The sequence below is a fragment of the Actinomycetospora sp. CA-053990 genome, assembly GCF_050948445.1.
Taxonomy (GTDB): domain Bacteria; phylum Actinomycetota; class Actinomycetes; order Mycobacteriales; family Pseudonocardiaceae; genus Actinomycetospora; species Actinomycetospora callitridis.
Genome location: NZ_CP192043.1, coordinates 6,130,172 through 6,151,777, shown reverse-complemented (window position 1 = coordinate 6,151,777; position 21,606 = coordinate 6,130,172). Strand labels below are relative to the sequence as shown.

At 72.9% G+C, this 21,606-nt stretch carries 23 protein-coding genes; 11 read left to right on the top strand and 12 right to left on the bottom strand.

Translation table 11 applies throughout. The features are described 5' to 3' along the window. Positions 1-7: 7 nt before the first annotated feature. Entirely contained in the window at positions 8-766 is a 759-nt protein-coding gene (locus ACQPYN_RS31265; protein WP_433031297.1) for an SDR family NAD(P)-dependent oxidoreductase, read from the bottom strand. 332 nt (positions 767-1,098) lie between these two features. Here ACQPYN_RS31265 and ACQPYN_RS31260 point away from each other — a divergent pair, with 332 nt between their 5' ends. Further along, the gene (locus ACQPYN_RS31260) at positions 1,099-4,146 is read left to right on the top strand and encodes a DUF3427 domain-containing protein (protein ID WP_433031294.1); all 3,048 of its coding nucleotides are present in this window, start codon (positions 1,099-1,101) and stop codon (positions 4,144-4,146) included. 28 nt (positions 4,147-4,174) lie between these two features. On the opposite strand, the gene ACQPYN_RS31255 is transcribed toward ACQPYN_RS31260, so the two are convergent. From ACQPYN_RS31255 to ACQPYN_RS31240, 4 genes are all read right to left on the bottom strand, one after another. Further along, complete coding sequence (locus ACQPYN_RS31255; protein ID WP_433031291.1) at positions 4,175-4,609, bottom strand: hypothetical protein; 435 nt, start codon at positions 4,607-4,609, stop codon at positions 4,175-4,177. Between the two features lie 91 nt (positions 4,610-4,700). Continuing rightward, positions 4,701-5,549, bottom strand: a complete 849-nt coding sequence (locus tag ACQPYN_RS31250; RefSeq protein WP_433031288.1) for an MOSC domain-containing protein — start codon at positions 5,547-5,549, stop codon at positions 4,701-4,703. An 89-nt stretch (positions 5,550-5,638) separates the two neighbouring features. After that, on the bottom strand, positions 5,639-6,007 hold the full coding sequence (locus tag ACQPYN_RS31245; RefSeq protein ID WP_433031285.1) for a hypothetical protein: 369 nt from the start codon (positions 6,005-6,007) through the stop codon (positions 5,639-5,641). Between the two features lie 101 nt (positions 6,008-6,108). Beyond that, the gene (locus ACQPYN_RS31240) at positions 6,109-7,188 is read right to left on the bottom strand and encodes a glycoside hydrolase family 172 protein (protein ID WP_433031282.1); all 1,080 of its coding nucleotides are present in this window, start codon (positions 7,186-7,188) and stop codon (positions 6,109-6,111) included. 224 nt (positions 7,189-7,412) lie between these two features. Between ACQPYN_RS31240 and ACQPYN_RS31235 the strand changes: the two genes are divergently transcribed. Beyond that, positions 7,413-7,883 carry a hypothetical protein gene (locus ACQPYN_RS31235; protein ID WP_433031280.1) on the top strand — a complete coding sequence of 157 codons (471 nt, stop codon included), beginning with the start codon at positions 7,413-7,415 and terminating at the stop codon, positions 7,881-7,883. 37 nt (positions 7,884-7,920) lie between these two features. Here ACQPYN_RS31235 and ACQPYN_RS31230 read toward each other — a convergent pair whose 3' ends face one another. Continuing rightward, on the bottom strand, positions 7,921-8,625 hold the full coding sequence (locus ACQPYN_RS31230) for a TetR/AcrR family transcriptional regulator (protein ID WP_433031277.1): 705 nt from the start codon (positions 8,623-8,625) through the stop codon (positions 7,921-7,923). Between the two features lie 82 nt (positions 8,626-8,707). Here ACQPYN_RS31230 and ACQPYN_RS31225 point away from each other — a divergent pair, with 82 nt between their 5' ends. After that, on the top strand, positions 8,708-9,574 hold the full coding sequence (locus tag ACQPYN_RS31225) for an NAD(P)H-binding protein (RefSeq protein ID WP_433031274.1): 867 nt from the start codon (positions 8,708-8,710) through the stop codon (positions 9,572-9,574). Here the strand turns inward: ACQPYN_RS31225 and ACQPYN_RS31220 are convergent. Genes ACQPYN_RS31220 through ACQPYN_RS31210 form a run of 3 tightly spaced genes read right to left on the bottom strand, consistent with a single transcriptional unit; the run spans position 9,565 to position 12,139 of the window. Next, a complete protein-coding gene (locus tag ACQPYN_RS31220) occupies positions 9,565-10,023 on the bottom strand; it encodes a DNA polymerase ligase N-terminal domain-containing protein (RefSeq protein WP_433031272.1) in 459 nt (152 codons plus the stop codon). The genes ACQPYN_RS31225 and ACQPYN_RS31220 overlap by 10 nt on opposite strands. Further along, positions 10,020-10,844, bottom strand: coding sequence for an endonuclease/exonuclease/phosphatase family protein (locus ACQPYN_RS31215; RefSeq protein ID WP_433031269.1), 825 nt, complete (start codon positions 10,842-10,844; stop codon positions 10,020-10,022). The genes ACQPYN_RS31220 and ACQPYN_RS31215 overlap by 4 nt, the downstream gene beginning before the upstream one ends. Before the next feature lie 23 nt (positions 10,845-10,867). After that, positions 10,868-12,139, bottom strand: a complete 1,272-nt coding sequence (locus ACQPYN_RS31210) for a ferric reductase-like transmembrane domain-containing protein (RefSeq protein ID WP_433031266.1) — start codon at positions 12,137-12,139, stop codon at positions 10,868-10,870. An 80-nt stretch (positions 12,140-12,219) separates the two neighbouring features. Here ACQPYN_RS31210 and ACQPYN_RS31205 point away from each other — a divergent pair, with 80 nt between their 5' ends. Beyond that, complete coding sequence (locus ACQPYN_RS31205; protein WP_433031263.1) at positions 12,220-12,606, top strand: NUDIX domain-containing protein; 387 nt, start codon at positions 12,220-12,222, stop codon at positions 12,604-12,606. Here the strand turns inward: ACQPYN_RS31205 and ACQPYN_RS31200 are convergent. Beyond that, positions 12,588-13,103, bottom strand: a complete 516-nt coding sequence (locus tag ACQPYN_RS31200) for an RNA 2'-phosphotransferase (protein ID WP_433031260.1) — start codon at positions 13,101-13,103, stop codon at positions 12,588-12,590. The genes ACQPYN_RS31205 and ACQPYN_RS31200 overlap by 19 nt on opposite strands. A gap of 45 nt (positions 13,104-13,148) precedes the next feature. Here ACQPYN_RS31200 and ligD point away from each other — a divergent pair, with 45 nt between their 5' ends. Next, positions 13,149-14,036 carry a non-homologous end-joining DNA ligase gene (ligD, locus tag ACQPYN_RS31195; RefSeq protein ID WP_433031258.1) on the top strand — a complete coding sequence of 296 codons (888 nt, stop codon included), beginning with the start codon at positions 13,149-13,151 and terminating at the stop codon, positions 14,034-14,036. Here ligD and ACQPYN_RS31190 read toward each other — a convergent pair. Beyond that, the gene (locus tag ACQPYN_RS31190; protein ID WP_433031250.1) at positions 14,033-14,842 is read right to left on the bottom strand and encodes an ABC transporter permease; all 810 of its coding nucleotides are present in this window, start codon (positions 14,840-14,842) and stop codon (positions 14,033-14,035) included. The genes ligD and ACQPYN_RS31190 overlap by 4 nt on opposite strands. Continuing rightward, entirely contained in the window at positions 14,839-15,774 is a 936-nt protein-coding gene (locus ACQPYN_RS31185; protein ID WP_433031247.1) for an ATP-binding cassette domain-containing protein, read from the bottom strand. Before ACQPYN_RS31185 ends, ACQPYN_RS31190 begins: the two co-directional genes overlap by 4 nt. 77 nt (positions 15,775-15,851) lie before the next feature. Here ACQPYN_RS31185 and ACQPYN_RS31180 point away from each other — a divergent pair, with 77 nt between their 5' ends. From ACQPYN_RS31180 to ACQPYN_RS31155, 6 genes are all read left to right on the top strand, one after another. Beyond that, positions 15,852-16,619: a TetR/AcrR family transcriptional regulator gene (locus ACQPYN_RS31180; RefSeq protein WP_433031244.1), complete on the top strand. Its 768-nt coding sequence runs from the start codon at positions 15,852-15,854 to the stop codon at positions 16,617-16,619. Between the two features lie 56 nt (positions 16,620-16,675). Beyond that, on the top strand, positions 16,676-17,881 hold the full coding sequence (locus ACQPYN_RS31175) for a cytochrome P450 (RefSeq protein WP_433031241.1): 1,206 nt from the start codon (positions 16,676-16,678) through the stop codon (positions 17,879-17,881). Between the two features lie 90 nt (positions 17,882-17,971). Then, positions 17,972-18,409 carry an SRPBCC family protein gene (locus ACQPYN_RS31170; RefSeq protein ID WP_433031238.1) on the top strand — a complete coding sequence of 146 codons (438 nt, stop codon included), beginning with the start codon at positions 17,972-17,974 and terminating at the stop codon, positions 18,407-18,409. An 18-nt stretch (positions 18,410-18,427) separates the two neighbouring features. Then, a complete protein-coding gene (locus ACQPYN_RS31165; RefSeq protein ID WP_433031235.1) occupies positions 18,428-18,778 on the top strand; it encodes a YciI family protein in 351 nt (116 codons plus the stop codon). Between the two features lie 3 nt (positions 18,779-18,781). Beyond that, complete coding sequence (locus ACQPYN_RS31160) at positions 18,782-20,023, top strand: RNA polymerase sigma factor (RefSeq protein ID WP_433031232.1); 1,242 nt, start codon at positions 18,782-18,784, stop codon at positions 20,021-20,023. Between the two features lie 96 nt (positions 20,024-20,119). After that, a complete protein-coding gene (locus ACQPYN_RS31155) occupies positions 20,120-21,604 on the top strand; it encodes an FGGY-family carbohydrate kinase (RefSeq protein WP_433031229.1) in 1,485 nt (494 codons plus the stop codon). The last annotated feature ends 2 nt before the right edge of the window (positions 21,605-21,606 follow it).

The following is a 21,606-nucleotide window of genomic DNA, read 5'->3' as shown; positions in this document are numbered from 1 at the left end:
CGCGCGCTCAGATCGTCAGGCCGCCGTCGACGGCAACCGTCGCCCCGGTCATGTAGGCGCTGTCGTCGGAGGCGAGGTAGACGACCGTCTTCGCGATCTCCGCGGGAGTGGCGTGCCGGGCGAGCGGGACGAGGTCGTCGAACGCTGCCGCGGCCTCCTGTTGCGGCAGGCCCGTCGCGCGCATCTCGATGGAGTCCTGGAACGGCGTCGACGTGGGCCCGGGGTGCAGGGAGTTGACCCGGATACGACGCGGGGTGAGTTCCTTGGCGGCCGCCCGCATCATGCCGACCTGCGCGTGCTTGGCGGCGACGTAGCCACTGATGCCGCCGAAACCCATCAGCCCGACGACGCTCGAGGTGATGATGATGCTCGCACCCTCGCCGAGGTGCGGGGACGCGTGCTTGATCATGTGGAACGCGCCGAGGGCGTGGACCTGCAGCGTGCGGGCGAACTCGTTGGACGGGTAGTCCTCGATCGGCGCGACGGCCCCCGTGTTGCCGGCGTTGCTGAAGACGACGTCGAGGCGCCCGAACCGTTCGACGGCCTCGGCGACCGCGCCACGGACCGCCTCCTCGTCCGTGACGTCGGCCGTCGTGAAGCCGGCCTTGTCCTCGCCGAGCTCGTTCACCGCCCGCTTCAGTGCATCGGCGTCGAGGCCGACGAGGTGCACCCGCGCGCCCTCGTCCACCATCGCGCCGGCCGACGCCCGCCCGATTCCGCTCTCCCCGCCGGTGATGATGGCGACCTTGCCGTCCAACCTCGCCATGATTGGCCTCCTCTCGCGTCGCTCCCGAAGGCGCAGCGTGGCGCGTTCTGGGGGCCCGCAGGTCACGGTCGCGGCACGGCCGGGTGGTGCCTGCGTCGCGGTGGCGGCGTGTCGTGGCTGTCCGTCGTGGGACAAGTTCGGGGCGTCAGAAGTGCGCCAGTGTCCTCCTCCATGTGCGCGCTCGATCTCCACCTGGCGGGTGGTGCCGACGTCGAGCGGCACGTCGAGGCAGCCAGTCGCCGTAGTCGTGGACCTAGCCGGCCCGATCACCGGGCTGATCTTCGGGCCACCGGGTCACGAGACCCATCTGAGCCATGTGCCACTCTGCCGTCGTGGATGGGGAAGTGGACGACGGGCTATACGAACTCCTTCACACGCGGGGTCTCGAACGCCGTCTGCGTGCTCTGCCGGACGGCGCCGCTCGGTTCGACGCGATCGATAAGACGAGCGCGCCTGACGTTCTCGCCCGGCACGTCGCTGAGGTCGTCCGCCGCGCACTGACCGACCAGACGGACAGCGATCGTCGTCGCGATCTCGTCAACGGAATCGTCGACATGGTGAACCAGAACCAGGGCGATGACGCTGTCGTGGCCTTGGAGCAGCTGCTGGCCGTGGCGGTGGCGCCCGGCGTTCAGCGGGTCGTCCGACCGACGGTGCCGCTGTCGGACACGGCGTTGCTGACCAACACGCCTGACGAACCCAGTCTGGGTGCGGAGCTGAACGCTGAACTTGCGAGTGCCGACCGAGTCGACCTGCTGTGCGCATTCGTCAAGTTCCACGGCACGCGCCTTCTCGCCGAGCAGCTCACGGCGTTGCGCGAGCGCGGAGTGCCGCTGCGGGTCATCACCACGACGTACTTGGGCGGTACTGAACGGCGCGCCGTTGACGAACTCGTCCGCCGCTATGGCGCTGAGGTCCGTATTCGGTACGAGGAGCAGTCAACGCGGCTACACGCGAAGGCCTGGCTGTTTCGGCGGGCCAGCGGGTTCGACACGGGGTACGTCGGTAGCTCCAACCTCTCGAAGTCCGCGTTGGTCGACGGGTTGGAGTGGAACGTCCGCATCTCCTCTGTCGCCACACCGACCTTGGTCCGCAAGTTCGAGGCCACCTTCGATACCTATTGGAACAACCCGGAGTTCCGGCCCTACGACCCCGATCGCGACGCCGAACTTCTCGACCGCGCGCTCGGCGCCCAGTCGGGCGCCGGTCCGTCCACCTTGGTCCTCTCGGGGCTCGAGGTCCGGCCGCGCCCGCACCAGGAGCGCATTCTCGAAGCCCTCGAGGCCGAGCGCACCGTGCACGACCGTCACCGCAATCTCGTCGTCGCCGCGACCGGTACGGGCAAGACGGTCGTGGCCGCTCTCGACTATCGGGGGCTCGGCGGCAGCGAGAAGAGCCTGCTGTTCGTCGCGCATCGTCGGGAGCTGCTTGAACAGGCACAGCGCACCTACCGCGAGGTGTTGGGCGACGGAACGTTCGGCGAGTTGCTCGTTGGTGGTCAGCGGCCATGTCGGTGGAAGCACGTATTTGCGTCAGTCCAGTCGCTCCGCGAGGTGGACCTTCCGGCGTACGACGTAGCCGTGATCGACGAGTTTCATCATGCGGAGGCACCCTCGTATCGCGCACTGCTCAAGAAGCTCGAGGCAATCGAACTCCTCGGTCTGACTGCCACACCAGACCGCGCCGACGGTGTCGACGTGCGGGAGTTCTTCGGCGGCCGCACAGCCGTCGAGATCGGGCTCAGGGAAGCCCTCGAGCAGGACCTGCTGTGCCCGTTCCACTACTTCGGGGTCGCGGACAACACCGACCTCAGCGCGCTCGAATGGAAGCGCGGCTCCTACGACACCGAAGCCCTCGACCAGCTCTACACCGGCAACGACGCTCGTACCCGGATCGTCCTCAACGCCCTACATGATCGGGTGGCTGATCCTCGGCGGGTGCGTGCCCTCGGCTTCTGTGTCTCGGTCGCGCATGCCGAGTACATGGCGCGTAAATTCAGCGAGGCCGGCATCCCGTCACGCGCGGTGCATGGAGGGACCGCGTCGGTCGAGCGCGACCAGGCGGCGGCCGAGCTCCGCTCCGGCGGAGTCGCGTGCCTGTTCACCGTTGATCTCTACAACGAAGGCGTCGACCTCCCGACGGTCGACACCGTCCTTTTCCTCCGGCCCACGCAGAGCGCGACGATCTTCCTGCAGCAGCTCGGCCGCGGGCTTCGGCGAGCGCCCGGGAAAGCGGTGCTCACCGTCCTCGACTTCATCGGGCAGCATCGCCGCGAATTCCGTTTCGACGTCCGCTACCGCGCGCTGACCGGATCGACCCGAGCCGGGCTCGTCCGCGACATCGAGGACGGCTTCCCGTTCCTCCCCTCTGGTTCGCGGTTGATTCTCGATCGTGTCGCGCAGGGAGTCGTCCTCGAGAACGTGCGCCAGGGTCTGAAGGGCGGCCGGAAGGCGCTGGTGCAGGACGTCCGGTCGCATGGCGACCTGTCGCTCGAGGACTACCTCCAGGCGAGCGGACAGGATCTCGCCGATGTTTACGGTCGCGTGGCTGGAGTCAGCTGGACCGGCTTGCGGAGGGAGGCCGGGTTCGCGACGAAGCCCGCCGGCCACCGCGAGGACGAACTCCTCCGACGGGTGGCGAGCCTGATTCACGTGGACGATCCAGGTCGCGCCGCCATCTACAGTGAGTTGTTGAGTCCTGAGGGTCCGGCCTTTCCCTCTCTGTCGCCGGACGACCAGGCCCTCGCGCGGATGCTCGTCTACACGATCTGGCCGGACCTCGGTCGCCATGCCTCCTTCGAGGCGGCGCTGCAGACGCTGCGCAGGCACCCAGCTGTTGTCGAGGAGTTGGGCACCCTGATGGCGCTCGCCGCGGATCGGGCGCGGATGGTCCCGAGGGACCTCGGTATCCCGGGCGTCTCGCTTCAGTCGCACTGCACCTATCGGCGCGATGAGGTCTTGGCAGGTATCGGTTGGGCCGACGGGACACGCAAGACGCGTGGGCAGGCCGCCGGAGTCGTGTACTCGGAGGCGACGAACGTGGACGCGCTGTTGGTCACTCTTCACAAGGAGGAGAAGGACTTCGCGCCATCGACGAGATATCGGGACTACCCGATCTCGGCGGACCTCTTCCACTGGGAGTCGCAGAACGCCACAGCGCTCGCGTCGCCGATGGGTCAGCGCTACATCAAGGGAACGAGCAACGTCGTGCTGTTCGTGAGGGCGACGCGCGCCGACGAGTTCGGGTCCGCGCCGTTCCTCTGCCTCGGGACGGCTACTGCCATAGAGCACGCGGGCGAGCGCCCGATATCGATCACCTGGCGTCTCGACCGGCCGATGCCGCAGTCTCTGCTTCAGGCCGGCGCCGTCGACGCTGCTTAGGAGGATGCCCGTTGTGCGCGTGGCCGAGTCACATGTCGTCGAGCGGATCGATGGGGTGGGCCCGCCACACGAAGACGGGCTCGAGGCCCTCGAGGAACGCCGCGGCGAGCTCGCACCACCATCGCGCAGGGATGGCCGTCGCCTCCTCGAGCTGGACGCAGGCCGCGGCCAGGTCCCACTCGTCATCGCAGAGGTGGGGAACGAAGAGCCCACTGGAGGAGCTCCACCGCGCGACCCGGCTCCCGCGGCGCCCGTAGCTGCGCTGCAGGATCTCGGCGAGTCTCGGGCTACGACGTGCGGTCGGGTAGCGCGAGACCCACGGCCACGAGTCGAAGGCGCTCCGCAGCGCCATGTCGAGCGGGGCGGTCGAGCTGATCGCGTTGACCCCCGCGACCAGGCAGCCCACGGCGAGACCCTCGCCGATCTCGGTCTGTTGCCGGGTCCTCGTCAGGCCTTCGGGCATCGCCGTCATGGTCTATCGGGCGAATGCTGAATCTGCCGGCGACGCGCCGAGCGGCACCTGCTCGCGGAGTCATGCTGGGCGGCGTGTCGAGTCAGCCGCCCGTCCGGACGTCGCCAGCAGCCGGTGCCACACGCAGCTCATCACCGACCGCGACCTCGCCCGGCGCCAGCACCGTGTACTTCGCCCCGAACACGACGCCCTTGTCGGTGAGGCGGTAGGTCGCGAGGGTCTCCAGCGGCTCGGGGCCGGCGCGCTCGCCGGAGCGTTGGTCGACCGTGACGACAGCGCAGCGCACGGCCTGCTTCGAGGACGCCAGGTGAGCGCTCCCGAGAAGGACGCGGTCGAGGTCGTCCTCCGCGTGCGCCGCGCAGTGGGTGAGGACGACGTTGGCGCGGAAGCGCTCGAGGGGGATCGGCTCGCCGGTGCGTTCGGCAGCGCGGTCGGAGAGGTCGTCGGCCGCGGCGCGGGAGAGGAGCAAGAGCGAGCCGCTGTCGGCCCAGCCGGAGAGTCCGGGCACGAGGCCGTCGGTGGGGCGGCGGTGCTCGGGCGTGACGCCGACGAGCCGGCTGTCCACCCCGAGCACGTCGGAGAGCCAGGCGGCGGCCTCGTCGCCCTGGTCGAGCGCGGGATGGGACTGACCGAAGATCTCGACCTGGCGCCGCGGGCCGTCGCCGACGATGCCGACCGAGCACTGCTCGCGGCTGTCCGCGGCGAGCGTGAGGCGGTCACCGTCGAGGTGCGGCCGCACCGTCGCGAGGAGGGGATGGCGCCGTTGGGTCTTGAACCGGCCGTCGGGGCCGATGACCATGAACTGCCGATCGCCGGCCAGTCCGGTCGTCGTGACCTCGCGGCGGTCGACCGCCATCCCCGCACAGCCCTTGATCGGGAACACGGTCAGGGACGCGACGCGAGCGATCGGTCGTTCGTTCTCCTCGACCATGCCGCTCCCGACGCCGTGTGAGAGCCAGCGTGTCACGACGCTGCGCCCCTGGCGGGGTCACGGCCAGGAGGCGTCGGGCAGACCGAGGGTCAGGCCGGGACCTGGTCCTCCGAGACCGCGCGCACGCCGCCGTCGACGAGCACGAGGTGGTCCTTGCCCGGCTCGCGGACGAGGATCGCCTCCTCGATCTGGGCGAGCAGGGTCTGCAGGCTGGCCGCTTCGGGGTCGTCGAGCTCGTCCGGCTCGTCGTCCAGCGACGGGTGGGCGCCGGGGGCGACACCCTGCTCGTCGCACACGTGCGCGGCCAGCGTCTCGGGGCACACGTGCAGGCGCACGGCGGGGTCGACGGGCTCGCCGTCGAGGTCGATCAGGTCCACGCCACCGGACGGTGTCCCGTCGAGGTTGGCGCGGAAACCGAGGGCAGAGAGGAAGCGGTCGTAGCGCTCCTGGTCGTTCAAGGCGTACCTCCGTGGACGGATGACCGATGGTGCGAGGAGCAGGGCTGGTCCTGCCAGTGCGGAGGGGTGTGACCCTGGCCAAGTGGGTAGTGACGTCCGGCTCACGGACCCGTGAGGCGATCCTCCACCGGCGCGAGCTCGAACGGGCGGTGGGGTTCGGCCTGGTACCAGTAGGCCGTCGACGACCAGTCGTCGCTGCGCTTGTTGGCGTGCCCGTGCTCGATGCTCACGCGGATCGAGCGCTCGAACACGACCGGGTCCTCGACGTGGAAGCGGTAGAGGCTCACCGGCCCGCGCCAGTTCTTCCCGCCCGCGAGGGTGACCCCGTGGTACGGCGCGGAGTAGGTCTGCGTCGGGCACCAGGCGGTGTTGACGTAGTCCTCGGTGCCGGTCCCGTGCAGGGTCGGCGGCCACTCGTCGCCGTCGATGAAGATCATGTCGTCGCCCTCGCCGTACCAGTTCCACTTCCGGGTTCGACGCCGGTTCTGGATGTTCAGGACACAGCCGACGTAGTGCCCGTGGCCCTCGGCCTCGAGGATCGTGTAGTTGTCACGGCCTGTCAGGTTCGTGCCGCCGAACTGGTAGGCGGCATTCGACGGGCCGGGGCGCACGCCCGCGGTCGGGTTCTGACGGCGCCACTGCGCGTGGAAGCGCCCGATGTCCGCGTCGAGCGAGTCGAGCTCCTCGTAGTCGACGTAGAAGTAGACGACCACGTCCGCGTCGTCGACCTCGCTCGTCACCTCCATCCGCGCCCCGGACCCGAACGGCATCGCGAACCAGCAGTTGAACGCCTTGCCGTCCTCCGGGCTCATCTGCAGCGGCAGCGACACGAAGTTGGTGGTCCGCCCGTGGCCGACGCCGAAGAAGTCGCCGAGCGGGACGGCGACGCTCGGGTGCTCCTCGCCGTCCCACCAGGCACGCAGGACGAGACGTCGCAGCAGGTCGTCCGTCCCGCCGAGCGGCCGGCGCAGTGAGCGGGGCGCGGCGACGGTCATCCAGAGGTGGGTGACGACGCCGGCCCCGGCGACGTCGAGCATCGTGGCGGTCTCGCCGGGGCGGAGGGAGGCGCGGTCGTCGTTGCCCCCGGTGCGGTCCCAGCTCGACGAGCGCCGCCGTCGCGTGCGCCGCAGCCGCGGGAGGTCGCGCAGGCTCGATCCGTGGGGGCCGTAGTCGACGGTCATGGGCCCAGCGTGCCCAACCGGAGCTAGTCGACCGAAAATGGAAGGAACCGCTCGGCGCCCGCGGGAGTCAGAACCAGATGACGACCCGAGGACAGAAGGAGGCGGTGGCGATGTCGACCGCGGAGGAGATGCCGACGGCGGAGGAGCTGGACGAGACTCCCCCTCTCGGCCGGGTGAGGGCGCAGGTGTTCGCGCTCCTCCTGATGGAAGGGCTAGTCCCTTCGATGGCGACCGGGGACGTCTGCGAGCTCGCCGTGTCGATCGACGACTGGAACGTCGTGGAGGCGGCCGACGACGGCATGGAGTACCTGATCACCGATGACGACTGCTGGTCGGTGACGCGAGGACTTCTCCGGCGGGAGTCGGCTCCCGGCCCTGAGGACGGGCAGCTGCGGGTCGACACCTGCGGACAAGGGTTCCTGCTCCACGGCACCGCGGCCGACCATCCGCTGCCTGACCGACCGGTCTACATCGAGGGCTTCGTGTACGTGGAGCCCGCGAGGATGCCGATGTTCGGCGTCGACAACCCCAAGGCGCGGCCGATGCGACGCCCGTGGAGGGTGGTCGCGCTGCACCGCGAGGTCGTCGCGCGTCGTCGTGCCGAAGGGAAGTCCGCGACGTTGATCGATCGGCTCCCGGACCCCGCGGACGTCGACACCGGCAGCTACTACTTCGCCGATCTCGTGCTGGCCTGAGGGTGACCGCTGCCGGTCGTCGTCCCGCGGACACCGGTCAGCGGCGGTCGGAGGCCCCGGTGATGCGGTCGAGCCACTCGCGCAGGACGCCGAGCTCCGCCGAGCTGAGGGTGTCGACGTCCGGCAGGGCGGCGCGCAGGGCAGCGGCCGCAGGTACGGGGCCGGGGTCGGGGAGGGCGGGCGCGTCGGTGGTGATCGCTGCGATGACGGCCTCTCGGGCGGAGGTCGCGAGGAACGGGTCGCGCTGACCCTCCGGCGTGGCGATGAGCGTCAGCGTCGTGCCCTCGCCGACGGCCCGCACGAGCCCGACGGCCCGGTCCTCGGGGACGCGCAGGCGGCCGGCCTCGGCGATCCGCCCGATGTGCTTGGCGAGGACGTCGACGGCGGCGGTCGCGGCCGGCGAGCCCGGGCCGGTGCGCGCGTACATCATGCGGTAGAGCGCGGGGTGGGCGAGGCCGAGGCCGACGTGCAGGTCCCAGCCCTCGCGCAGGTCCTGCACCGGATCGTCGCCCGGCTCCGTAGCGGTCTTGGTGGCGAGGTAGGACGCGAAGCCGTGCGCGGCGACGGCGTCGAGCAGGCCCTGTTTGTCGCCGAAGAGCCGGTAGATGGTCGGCGCCTGAACGCCGGCCGCGGAGCTGACCGCGCGGGTCGAGACCGCCTCCGCCCCGTCCTCCTCGAGCAGGCGCAGCGCCGCCGCGACGATGCGCTCGCGCGGGCCGTCCGGACCGCCCTCGGTCTCCACGATGCCGACGATAGCGAGAACGCGCTTCCACCGCTAACAACAGTGCTACTGTTCGAGCGTTACCACTGGAAACGGAGTCCTCATGATCGTCGTGACCGGAGCGAGCGGCCAGCTGGGCCGCGCCGTCCTCGAGCGGCTGCTCGACCGCGTGCCCGCCGAGCAGGTCGGCGCGAGCCTCCGCGACCCGGACAAGGCGCGGGACCTCGCGGACCGCGGCGTGCGGGTGCGCCGCGGCGACTACGCCGAGCCGTCGAGCCTCGCCGCGTCGTTCGAGGGGGCGTCGCGCGTCCTGGTGGTGTCGGCGAACACGCTCGGCGAGGAGGGGCTGCGGCAGAACCGCGCCGCGATCGAGGCCGCCGTCGCGGCAGGCGCCGAGCGCGTGCTCTACACCAGCCACGCCGGCGCCAAGCCGGACTCGCCGTTCCCGCCGATGCCCCAGCACGCCGCCAACGAGGAGGTGCTCCGCACGTGCGGGACGCCGTTCACCTCGCTGCGCAACGGCTTCTACGCCTCCACGGTGCCGAGGCTCCTCCAGGGCGCCTGGCACACCGGGGAGCTCCGGGCGCCCGAGGACGGGCCCATCGCCTGGACGACGCACGGCGACCTGGCCGACCTCACAGCGCTGGCCGTGACGAGCAACGACTTCGAGGGCCTCACCCCGCCGCTCACCGGCCCGGAGGCGCTCACGATGGAGCAGGTCGCCGCGCTGGCCTCGGAGGCCGCCGGTCGTCCGGTCCGCCGGGTCGTGGTGTCCGACGCGGACTACCGCGCCGAGCTGGTCGGTCACGGCGCGCCGGAGGCGGCCGCGGACATGCTCGTCGGGATGTTCGCCGCGAGCCGTCGCGGCGACTTCGCCGCGGTCGACCCGACGCTGCCCCGCCTGCTCGGCCGGCCGGCGACGCCGCTGCAGGAGGTCTTGGCCGCGGCCGTGCCCGCGGCTCAGGCGTAGTCGTCGTTCGTGCGCCCGGTGAGGACGGACGTGTTCTCGTCCCGGGCGGGGTCGCGGTGACGGTCGGCGGCCTCGTCCTTGGTCTTGATCATCAGCCAGTCGTCGCCGCTCGTGCGGAGGAACGCGTACCCGCCGGTGAGCTTCTGGCCGTGCAGCTCGACGGTGAGGTGGCCGTGCGCGAGGGCTTCGGCCGCGGTCCCCTCGGTCCGCATCTGGTAGGTGCCGGTGTCCCAGACGATGACCGTGCCGGTGCCGAGCGGGCCCTCGACGTCGATATGGCCGAGCGCGTGGTCGTCCACGCGCTTGGCGAGACGGCGCTGGGCCGGATCGGTCGACGGCCCCTTGGGCACCGCCCACGACACCAGCACGCCGTCGATCTCGAGCCGGACGTCGAAGTGCAGCGTCGAGGCGTGGTGGCGCTGGATGACGAAACGGCCCGCGGTGGTCACGACAGGCGCAGGGTCGCGACGAGCGGGCGGTGGTCGGACGCCGTGACGGCCGGCGCCTCGGGCGCGCCGACGGGGACGAGCCCGCGCAGGAAGATGTAATCGATCTTGCCGAGCAGGCTCGTCGCGAGTCGGGCGTCCGGGTCGACCTCGGTGAAGGCCTGGCGCAGGGGCGCGAGCTCGGGCTGAGAGGCGATGAGGTTCAGGTCGCCGAGCACCACGGCGGGCGCCGCCCCCGCCGCGTCGGTTGCGAGCCGGCGGAGCTGGTCGTCCTGCACCCCGCTGAGCCCGAGGTGGGTGGTGTGGACGGTGACGGGCCGGTTCGCCCGCGTGGAGACCTGCAGGGACAGGTAACCGCGCTGCTCGTCGCGCCCGTCGGGCGGGTAGGTCGTGACGCGCGCGCCGGTCACGGGCAGGAGCGAGAGCACGGCGAGGCCGAACTGCACGTCGTCGGGAGCCGTGTCGCAGGCGGGGCCGAGGGCGGCGTTCACCGACGCGTTGGCCTCGGCGGGGGTCGGCGGCCGGATGGGTCCCGGGACGACCTCGTAGGTGAGGCCGTGGTCGCGCTGTAGGAGCCGGGCCAGCTCTTCGGCGTCAGCGGTGCAGATCTCCTGCAGGGCGAGAACATCCGGGCGCAGCTGGGCGACGACCGGGGCCCACTCCGGCGGGTCGTGCTCGCCGGTCTGGACGTTCCAGGTCATGACACGCAGCGCGGCGGGGTCGGCAGGGTCGGGGGTCGTCGCGACCGGTTCGGGTTCCGAGCCGCAGGCGACGGCGAGGCCGACCAGGAGGGCGAGCCCGAGCGCCTGCCAGCGTCGCTGCACGCCACCATCATGGCGTCTCTGGGTCAGCCGAAGCGCTCGGTGGTGATGGCGCGGGCGGGGACGCCGAGGCTGCCGAGGCCGTCGAGCGCGGCGCCGACGAGCGGGGGCGGCCCGCAGACGAAGTACCGGTGGCTCTCGGGAACGCCCGTCGGCAGCACGGCGCGGAGCATGCCGGGATCGAGGCGGTGGCCGCCGGTGCGCAGGACGGACAGGTCGAGGCGCCGGGACAGCGCGAGGATCTCGGTGGCGAACAGCGCCTCGTTCTCGCGCTCGGCGAGCAGGAGGGCATGGGCGCGCGGATCGGCCGCCGCGGCGTGGGCGCGCAGGATGCTCATGATCGGCGTGATGCCGACCCCGCCGGCGATGAGCACGAGGCCGCCGCCGCTGATGTCGGTGGCGGCGATCGGCACGAACGCGCCGTGCGGGCCGTCGACCCACACGTGGCGCCCGACCTCGAGGGCCTGGAGACCGCTGCTGAAGGGCCCGCGGTCGCGGACGGTCAGCTCGAGCCGGCCCGCCCGCGTCGAGGCCGCGATCGTGAACGGGTGCTCCTCGGCGAGGGGAAACCGCCGCAGCCGCAACCACACGAACTGCCCCGGCTCGGGTGCGGGGTCGAGCGCGCGTCGCGCCGGGCTGAGCACCACGGTCGAGGTGTCCGACGACTCCGGACGCACCGCAGCCACGACGTGCAGCCCGCGGTCGAGCAGCGGCACGGCGACCCAGCGCCGCACGACGACGCCGACCAGCACGACGCCGAGCGCGCCGAGGGTGACCCCCACCAGCGGGTTCTCCGGCAGGTGCCCGAACAGCACCACGTGGGCGACGACGAGTAGCACCGTGGTGACCCCGAGCGCCGCGTGGACTCGGGAGGACAGCCCGTATCGACGGGAGGTGGCCCGGGGCCGGAGGGCCACGAGCACGGCCATGAGGACCACCGCGATGATGCCGACCTTGATCGGCGGTCCCACCGCGAACAGGTTGAGGATCCCCAGGCCGCGGTGCGAGTGCGCGACGGCGGACACGACGTGCGTGAGGGTGATGCCCACGACGGCCACGCCGAGCCGGCGGTGGAGCGCAACGCCGAGCTCCACCCCGAGCACCCGCGTCAGGCCGCGCACCCGGGACACGACCACGACGATCGCGACCATGAGCACCGCGGCGACGAGGCCCGTCCCCGAGGTGAGCGAGACCGTCTCGGCCAGCTGGGGGGAGCCGGCGGAGATCATCAGGGCCACGATCGGCATGAGCACCACCAGGGCGAGGACCATGACCCACGTCCGACCCTGCTCGCTCATGGCGCGGAAGCTAGGCGGGTGCCCGACGGCGCCGGTGCCGTTCGGTGGCGCTGTGACCTTTCCGTGACCGAGGGAGCTCTGTGACCGACCCCGAGCTCGTCGCCCGGGCCGTGGTCCTTCAGCACGGCGCGGTGCTGCTCATGCAGGAGCGGGCCGCCGGCTACTGGTTCTTCCCCGGCGGGCATATCGAGGCGGGGGAGACGCCCGAGGACGCGGTGGCGCGCGAGCTGCGGGAGGAGCTCGACGTGGACGCGACGATCACCGAGCGCTGGGGCGAGCTGGAGAACCGCTGGGACGGGCACCACGAGATCAACCACGTCTTCGCGGTCCGGATCGACGCCGCCGATCCGGTCAGCCAGGAGCCGCACCTCGCCGCCGGGTGGCACCGGCTCGAGGACCTCGACGACACCGACGTCCGTCCGCGACAGCTCGCCGACCTCGTCCTGGCTCACGCCCGTCGCAGGTAGCGGGGGTCGAGCGCGTCGGTCAGCCAGGTGTCGTCGTTGCCGCGGCGGAAGACCACGCCGTCCGCGGCAGCGGCGCGGGCGTCCACCACGAGCACCACCGGCCGCCCGTGGCGTGCGCCGACCGTGAGCGCGGTGTCGGGGTCCGGCGACAGGTGGACGTACTGGCGGCCGCCGGGGAGCAGGCCGTCGCGCAGGATCGCGTCGACGACGGGCGACGAGGTCCCGTGGAACAGCTCGTCGGGCGGGTCGGCCGCCGGTAGGGCGACGTGGCCGGGCAGCGAGTGCCCGTAGCGGGCGCGGATACGCCCGTCGGCCAGCTCGAACCGCGCCTTCGACCCGTGCGCCACCACGTCCTCGACGTCGGCGCGCGACACGTGCAACGCCCGGCACAGCGCGTCCACCGAGGCCCACCCCTCGGCGTCGAGCGTCAGCCCCACACGCCCCGGGTCGTGCCGCAGGGCGCGGGACAGGCGCTTCGAGAGCCGGACGCGGTCCACGACCAGCAGGTTTGTCGACCGGCCCCGGGAGGCAAACGCCGGGACATGACGACCGTCGCCGGCATCGACGTCACGCACCCGGACAAGGTGCTCCTGCCCGCCCGCGAGGGCGGCGAGGACGTCACGAAGGCCGATCTCGCCCGGTACTGGGAGTCGGTGGCACCAACGGTCCTCCCGCACCTCACCGGCCGGCCCCTGACCCTGCAGCGCTTCCCCGACGGCCTGGACGCCGGCGGGTTCGTCCAGCAGGACGCCGGGAAGCGCGCGCCGAAGGGCCTGCACACCGTCGACACCCCGCGCCGCGAGCGCAAGAAGGACGCGGACGACGTCGTGCACCACCCCGAGGTCGAGGAGACCGCCGACCTCATCCGGCTCGTCCAGTTCGGCACCGTCACGCTGCACGGCTGGAACGTGGTCGCGGGCGCGCTCGAGCGCCCCGACCGGCTGATCGTCGACATCGACCCCGGCGAGCGCCAGGACCTCGCCGGCATCCGGGACGTGGCGCGGGCCGTGCGGCACGCCGTCGAGGACCGTGGCCTCGTCGCCTTCCTGCAGAGCACCGGCAGCCGCGGGTACCACGTCGTCGCGCCGCTGGACGGCTCCGCCGACCAGGAGGCCGTCCGGAACGCCGCGATCGAGATCGCCGAGGCCGTCGCCGCGGACGCCCCCGACGAGCTCACGACGGAGGTGCGCAAGGACGCCCGCGGCGGCCGGACCTTCCTCGACATCGGCCGCAACGCCTACGGCCAGACCGCGGTGATGCCCTACTCGCCGCGGGCGCGCCCGGGCGGACCGACCGCGACGCCGCTGGACTGGGACGAGCTCGCCCGCGTGACGCCCGACCAGCACGACGTCCGCTCGATCCCGCGCCGCCTCGCCCGCAAGACCGACCCGTGGGCCGAGTTCGCGGAGAACGCCCGCGCGCTGTCCTAGCCCGCGCTGCGCAGCACCGACCGGATGCCGACGGCCAGCCCGACGGCGCAGGTCAGCGCCGCGGCGATCGCGCCGTCGAGGATCGACGGGTCGCCCAGAGCCCCGGTGAACGCCGCCCGCTCCGCGTTCACGACGTAGGTCAGCGGGTTCACCGTGGCCGCCGTCTGCATCCAGGCGGGCCCGGACTCGAGCGGCAGCATCATCCCGGAGAGGATCAGCAGCGGGAAGATCAGCGTCTGCTGGACGCCCCAGAACAGCCACTCGCGGTTCTTCGACGCCAGGGCCAGCGCGTAGGACAGCGCCCCGAGCCCGACGCCGAACACCCCGAGGATCGCCAGGCCGACGAGCACGCCGACGGGCGAGAACGTCACGCCGAACGGGACGGCCGCCAGCGTGATGATCACGGCCTGGACGACCAGCGGCGCGAGCTCCTTGAGCGCCCGCCCGACGAGGATCGACGCCCGCGAGATCGGGGTGGCGAGCACCCGCTCGTAGCTGCCGGTCATGAGCTCGAAGAGCAGGTTGGCGCCGGTGCTCCCGGTGCCGAACAGGGCGATCATGACGACGACGCCGGGCAGGAACCACGTCAGCGGCGACTCGCCGCCGAGCTGGTCGGCCGACAGCGAGCCGGCCAGCAGCGGGGCGAACAGCCCGAGGAAGACCAGCGGCTGGAGCAGGGAGAAGATCAGCGAGAACGGGTCGCGCAGCACGAGCGCGAACTCGCGCACGAACACCGCGGCGGTGTCGTGGACGAAGCCCGCCCGGGGCGCGACGAGGTCCGGGGGTGCAGCGACGTCGACGCTCATGCCGCGGCTCCTTCCTCGCGCAGGCTCCGGCCGGTCAGGGCCAGGAAGACGTCGTCGAGGCTCGCCTCGTGCAGGTGCGCGGAGTGCACGGTGACGCCTGCCCGGTCGAGACGGGCGAGCAGGCCGGGCAGCACCCGGGCGCCGCCCGTGAGGCGGAGCTCCACACGGTCGGCGAGCGCCCGCGAACCCTCGACCAGGCCCGCGACCGCCGCGGGGTCGTCGACGTGCAGCACCAGCCGGTCCTCGGCGTGGCGCGTGCGCAGCTCGGCGCTGCCGGCGTCGGCGATGACCTCGCCGTGGTCGACGACGACGATCCGCTCGGCCATCGCGTCGGCCTCGTCGAGGTAGTGGGTGGTGAGGACGACGGTGGTGTCGTGCTCCGCGCGCAGGCGGGTGATGTGCTCCCAGAGGTTGGCGCGGGCCTGCGGGTCCATGCCGGTGGTGGGCTCGTCGAGGAACAGCAGGCCGGGCCGGTGCATCAGCCCGATCGCGACGTCCATGCGCCGCTTCTGCCCGCCGGACAGCGACGCGACGGTGCGGCGTTCGAGGCCGTGCAGCTCGAGGGCCTCCATCAGCGCGCCGGCCCGTCGGCGGGCCGTGGCGCGCGTCTGCCCGTAGAAGGAGCCCTGCGTGATCAGCTCGTCGAGCACGCGGTGGTTGTGGCCGCCGGCGTTGCCCTGGCCGACGTAGCCGATCCGTCGCCGCACGCCGGTGGGATCGGCGACGACGTCGATGCCCGCGACCTCTGCGGTGCCCGACGTCGGGCCGAGCAGCGTCGTCAGCATCCGCAGCAGCGTCGACTTCCCCGCGCCGTTCGGGCCGAGCACGGCCACGAGCTCGCCCGGCTCGACCCGCAGCGAGATGCCGCGGACCGCCTCGACCACCGCGCCGCGCCGTCGGAAGGTGCGCCGCAGGTCCTCGGTGCGGATCATCGCGACCTTTCGGTACAACGTCTGGAAAGTGCCTGCTAGGTTAAGCGGACGCTGTCCGGAAAGGCAAGGGAGTGCGGATGGGCGACGAGCACCACCTCGACCTGCTCTGGGGGCGGGGTCCCGGGACGGGACGGGGCCGGCCGGCGCGGACGACGCGCGAGCAGGTCGTCGCGGCCGCGCTCGCGCGGGCCGACGCCGCCGGGCTCGAGGAGCTCTCGATGCGCGCGGTCGCGGCCGACCTCGGCGTCGGGGTGATGGCGCTCTACACCCACGTCGAGAGCCGGGAGGGCCTCGTCGCGCTGATGATCGACGCGGCGTTCGCGGAGATCACGGGCGACCTGTACCCCCACCCCGGCGAGCCCTGGCGCGACGCCGCGGCCCGGCAGGCCCGGGCGTTGTGGGAGCTCTACGCCCGCCACCCGTGGATCCTCCACCACGGCAGCCGCCTGCCGATGGGGCCGCACGTGCTCGGCATGGAGGACGCCTTCTTCGCGCCGTTCCTCGACATCGGCCTCGCCCCGGCCGAGACGGTCAACGCCGCGATCGCGCTGCGCTCGCTGGTCACCGGCCTCGCGCGCGACTCGACGAGCGAGCAGGACCAGGTCCGGCGCACCGGCGTGGGGCTCGCCGAGTACTGGTCGTCGATCAACGCGGTGTTCTGGGAGCGGTACTTCGAACAGGAGCGGTACCCCTCGATGACGCGGCTCTGGTACGAGGGCGGCTTCGAGAGCGAGGACGTCCTGGCCGAGGAGGGGATCCTCGAACGCGCGGTGGACGCCTATCTCGACGGGATCGCGGTCCGGGTGCATTCCGGAGGTTCCGGGCAGGACGCGGGCGGCACCTGATTCGGGGGAGCACCATCGAGGGCGGGGGGCCCACCACCGTCACCGGGAGGACCGCGATGACCGACCAGGCGACCCACGCGTGGACCGGCGAGGTGGCCGCGCAGCGCGACGGCTTCACGCTGCTGCCCGAGGTCGAGGCGCTGCGCGACGCGGGGGAGACCCGCCGGGTCGCGACGCCGTTCGGCCACGAGGCGACGATGGTCAGCCGCTACGCCGACGTCCGTGAGCTGCATGGCGACCCGGAGCGCTTCCGCCTCGACGGCGTCCCGGCGCCGCCCGCGCTGGTGGCGGCCGGTCGCGACACCGCCGAGTTCCGGCGTCGCCAGGCCGGCAACCTGCTCGGGCAGGAGCCGCCGGACCACACGCGGCTGCGACGGATGCTCACCGGCGAGTTCACCGTGAAGCGGATGAAGCGCCTGGTCCCGCGCGTCGAGGAGATCGTCACCGAGCATCTGGACGCGATGGAGACGGCCGGTCCGCCCGCGGAGCTCGTCGCCGACTTCGCCCTGCCGGTGCCGTCGATGGTGATCTGCGAGCTGCTCGGCGTGCCGTACGAGGACCGCGGCGAGTTCACCGAGCGCAGCGCCCGCCAGCTCGACAGCACCATCGAGCCCCAGGAACGGATGCGCCTGGCCGACGCGTCGCGGGAGTACATGAGCGACCTCGTCTCCCGGCACCGCGAGGCCCCCGGCGACGACCTGCTCGGCATGCTCATCCGCGAGCACTCCGACGACGTCACCGACGACGAGCTGATCGGCATCGGCAACCTGCTGCTCGTCGCCGGGCACGAGACGACGTCGAACATGCTGTCGCTGGGCACGCTGGCGCTGCTCGAGCACCCCGACCAGCTGGCGCGGGTCCGCGACGACCCCACGGCGGTGGACGGCGCGGTCGAGGAGCTGCTGCGCCGGCTGACCGTGGTGCACGGGAGCTTCCCGCGCGCGGTCGTCGCGGACACGACGCTCGGCGGGCACCCGGTGGCGGCCGGCGAGCTGGTGATCGCGTCGCTGGTCGCGGCCAACCACGACCCGGAGGTCGTCGAGCGCGCCGAGGAGCTCGACATCTCCCGCCCGCCGTCCCCGCACCTCGCCTTCGGTCACGGCATCCACCACTGCCTGGGCGCCCCGCTGGCGCGGATCGAGATGCGCGTGGCGTTCCCGGCACTGCTGCAGCGCTTCCGGGGGCTGCGCCTCGCCGGCGAACCCGAGTTCCGCCACCGCACCCTGATCTACGGCCTGCACCGCCTGCCGCTGGCGTGGTGAGAACTTTCTCCGGAGGGCTGTCCAAATCCGGGGTGCCCGCGCGTCGAACCTCCGCACGGGGCGACCGGCCCCGCATCCCCGGAGGACACCATGACCACCCTCGCGCCCGCCCCCACCGCCCACGTCACCCGCCGGACGGTCGTCGCGTCCCCGCCCACAGCGGTGTTCGCCGTGCTGACCGACCCCCGCGAGCACGCCGCGCTCGACGGGTCCGGGCTGGTCGAGCGCCTGGCCGACGGTCCCGACCGCCTCACCGGCGGCGCCACGTTCACGATGCGGATGAGGGGCTACACGACGGTCAACACCGTCGTCGAGTACGTGCCGGACGCGCTCGTGGCCTGGCGCCACACCGGCCGTCACGTGTGGCGCTGGGAGCTCGCGGCCGTTCCCGGGGGCACCGAGGTCCGGGGCACGTTCGACTACTCCGCCAAGCGCGGGCGGCGGCTCGTCGAGCTGATGGGGTTCCCCCGTCGCGCCGGACGGGCCCTCGACGGCACGCTGGCCGTCCTGCAGCAGCGGTTCGCCTGAGACGCGGGGGAGATCGAGATGCGCTACATCCTCATGTCCAATGTCGATGGCAAGGTCCTGGGCGGTCTGCCGCCGGAGGAGCACGCCGCGCTGTTCTCGCGCTTCGTCGCGTTCACGCAGGCACTCGCGGAGTCCGGCGTCCTGCGCGGCGCCGAGCAGCTGCAGCCCGCGGACACCGCCACCACGCTGCGGGTCCGTGACGGCGAGGCCGTGCTGACCGACGGCCCGTTCGCCGACGTCGCCGAGTCGTTCGGGGGCTTCTGGGTCGTGGAGGCGCCGGACCTCGACACCGCGCTCGGCCACGCCCGGGCGTGCCCGGGCACGGAGGTGGGCTCGGTCGAGGTCCGGGCCCTCACCGAGCTCGGCTGAGCCGTGGCCGTCCCGTTCGAGGTCGCCGTCGCCGACGTCCACCGGGAGCACTGGCCGACGCTGGTCGCCGGCCTGGCGCGCTGGTGCGGCGACCTCGACCGGGCGGAGGACGCGGCCGCCGACGCGGTCGCCGCCGCGGTGGACCGGTGGCCGTGCGACGGCGTCCCCGACCGGCCCGGCGCGTGGCTCCAGACCGTCGCCCGCCGCCGGGTGCTCGACCGCCTGCGCCGCGAGCGCGTCGCCGAGGACCACCTCGCCGCCGTGGCGTCGCAGTCGGTCGCGCCCGCCGGGCTGCCGGACCTCGACGACCCCTTCGGCGCCGAGACCGGTGCCGACGACCTGCTGCGGCTGGTCTTCGTCTGCTGCCACCCCGCCCTCGGCGACGCCGCCCGCATCCCGCTGGCGCTGCGGATGCTCTGCGGGCTGACCGCGCCCGAGACGGCGCGGCTCATGGCGACGAGCGAGGCGACCGTCGCCCAGCGGCTCACGCGCGCGAAGCGGAAGATCCGCACGGCGGGCATAGCGCTGGACGTCCCCCCGCGGTCCGCGTGGCCCGAGCGGCTCGACGCGGTGCTCGCCGTGGTCGGCCTGCTGTTCACCGAGGGGCACGTCGCGACCGAGGGCCCCGAGCTGCTGCGGCCCGAGCTCTGCGACGAGGCGCTCGGCCTCGCCGCGCTCCTGCGCCGGTTGCTGCCCGACGAGCCCGAGGTGCTCGGGCTCTCGGCGCTGCTGCTGCTCACCGACGCCCGCCGCGCCGCTCGCCTCGACGGCGGGACGGACCTCGTCCCCCTCGCGGCTCAGGATCGGGAGGCCTGGCGGTGGGACGACGTGGCCACCGGTCTCGAGCTCGCGACCCGGGCGGTGCAGCTCGCCGGGGACCGCCCGGGACGCTGGGTGCTGCAGGCCGCCGTCGCCGCGCTGCAGATCCACCCCGATCACGACCCCGAGGCGGTCGTGGCGCTGTTCGACCGCCTGCGCGAGGTCACGCCCGCGCCCGCGGTGCTGGTCAACCGCGCCGCGGCGGTCGCCGTCGCGCGGGGACCCGGCGCCGGGCTCGAGGCCCTCGACGGCGTCGTGACCGCGCCCGACGACCACCGCGCGCTGGTCCTGCGGGCCGAGCTGCACTGGCAGCTCGGGCAGGCGGAGGACGCGCGTGCGGTGATGAGCGAGGCGGTCGACGCCACCCGCAACGACGTCGAACGGCGTCACCTCACGCGACGCCTCGCGTCGTGGGCGGGCGCCTGACGCCGATCGGTGCCCCACCGACGGACCGTGTCCTCAGGACACGGTCCGACCGACTGTGACGGGTTCGTGTCCTCGGCCCCTCTATCGTCGGCAGCTGTGCCGGACGGGACGCTCGTGCTCGGGATCGACGTCGGGACGTCGTCGTCGAAGGGCGTCCTCGTCGACGCGGACGCCGGCACGGTCGTGGCGCGGGCGGAGGTCGAGCACGCGACGTCGTTCCCGCACCCCGGGTGGGTCGAGCACGACGCCGAGGACGTGTGGTGGGCCGACTTCGCTTCGATCACCCGCGAGCTGCTCGCCCACGGCATGCCGGACGCGGTCGGCGTCAGCGGCATCGGGCCGGTGCTGCTGCCCGCCGACGCCGACGCTCGCCCGCTGCGCCCCGCGATCCTCTACGGCGTCGACACCCGCGCCACCCGCGAGATCGCCGAGCTCACCGACGAGATCGGCGCGGACGCGATCGTCGCGCGCGGCGGCACCCCGTTGTCGAGCCAGGCGGTCGGGCCCAAGTGGCGGTGGCTGCAGCGCCACGAGCCCGAGGTCTGGGACGCGACGCGCTACTTCTTCATGGCGAGCTCGTACCTCGTGCACCGCCTGACCGGCGAGTACGTCCTCGACCACCACTCGGCGAGCCAGTGCGACCCGATGTACGACCTCGATGCCGCCGACTGGGCCTCCGACCTCGCCGAGCTCGTCGCGCCCGGCCTCGCCCTGCCCCGGTTGCGGTGGCCGGGGGAGGTCGCGGGGGTCGTCACCGAGCACGCGGCGGCGCAGACCGGGCTGCGGGCCGGGACGCCGGTGGTCACCGGGACGGTCGACGCCTGGGCCGAGGCCGCCAGCGTCGGCGTGGAGAGCGCCGGCGACACGATGGTCATGTACGGCACGACGATGTTCCTGGTGCAGGTCGCGGACGCGCCCGTCCGGCACCCGGCGTTGTGGGCGACCCGCGGCGTCGCGCCCGGCTCGTTCACCACCGCGGCCGGGATGGCCACCTCCGGCGCGATCACCGCCTGGCTGCGCGACCTCGTCGGCGCCGACTACGCGACGTTGACCGACGAGGCCGCCGAGGTCCCGCCGGGGGCCCGGGGGCTGCTCCTGCTGCCGTACTTCGCCGGCGAGCGCACCCCGATCTTCGACCCCGACGCCCGCGGCCTGGTGCTCGGGCTGACGACGGGCCACGGCCGCGCCGAGCTCTACCGCGCCGCGCTCGAGGGCATCGCGCACGGGGTGCGGCACAACCTCGAGGCGTTCCGCGACGCCGGCGGACCGGAGCCGCGCCTGGTCGCCGTCGGCGGCGGGACCCGCGGCGGGCTCTGGACGCAGATCGTCAGCGACGTGACCGGGCACGAGCAGCACGTTCCGGCCGACACGACCGGCGCGGCGTTCGGGGACGCCGTCCTCGCCGCCCTGGCGCTCGGGCTCGACGCCGACCTCGCGCGCTGGAACCCGATCGTCGCCACCGTGACGCCCGACCCCGAGCGCACCGCCCGCTACGACGCCTTCCACGAGCACTACCGCGCGCTCTACCCCGCCACCGCCGGCGCCGCGCACTTCCTCGCCGAGGAGCAGCGGCGCGGCTAGCG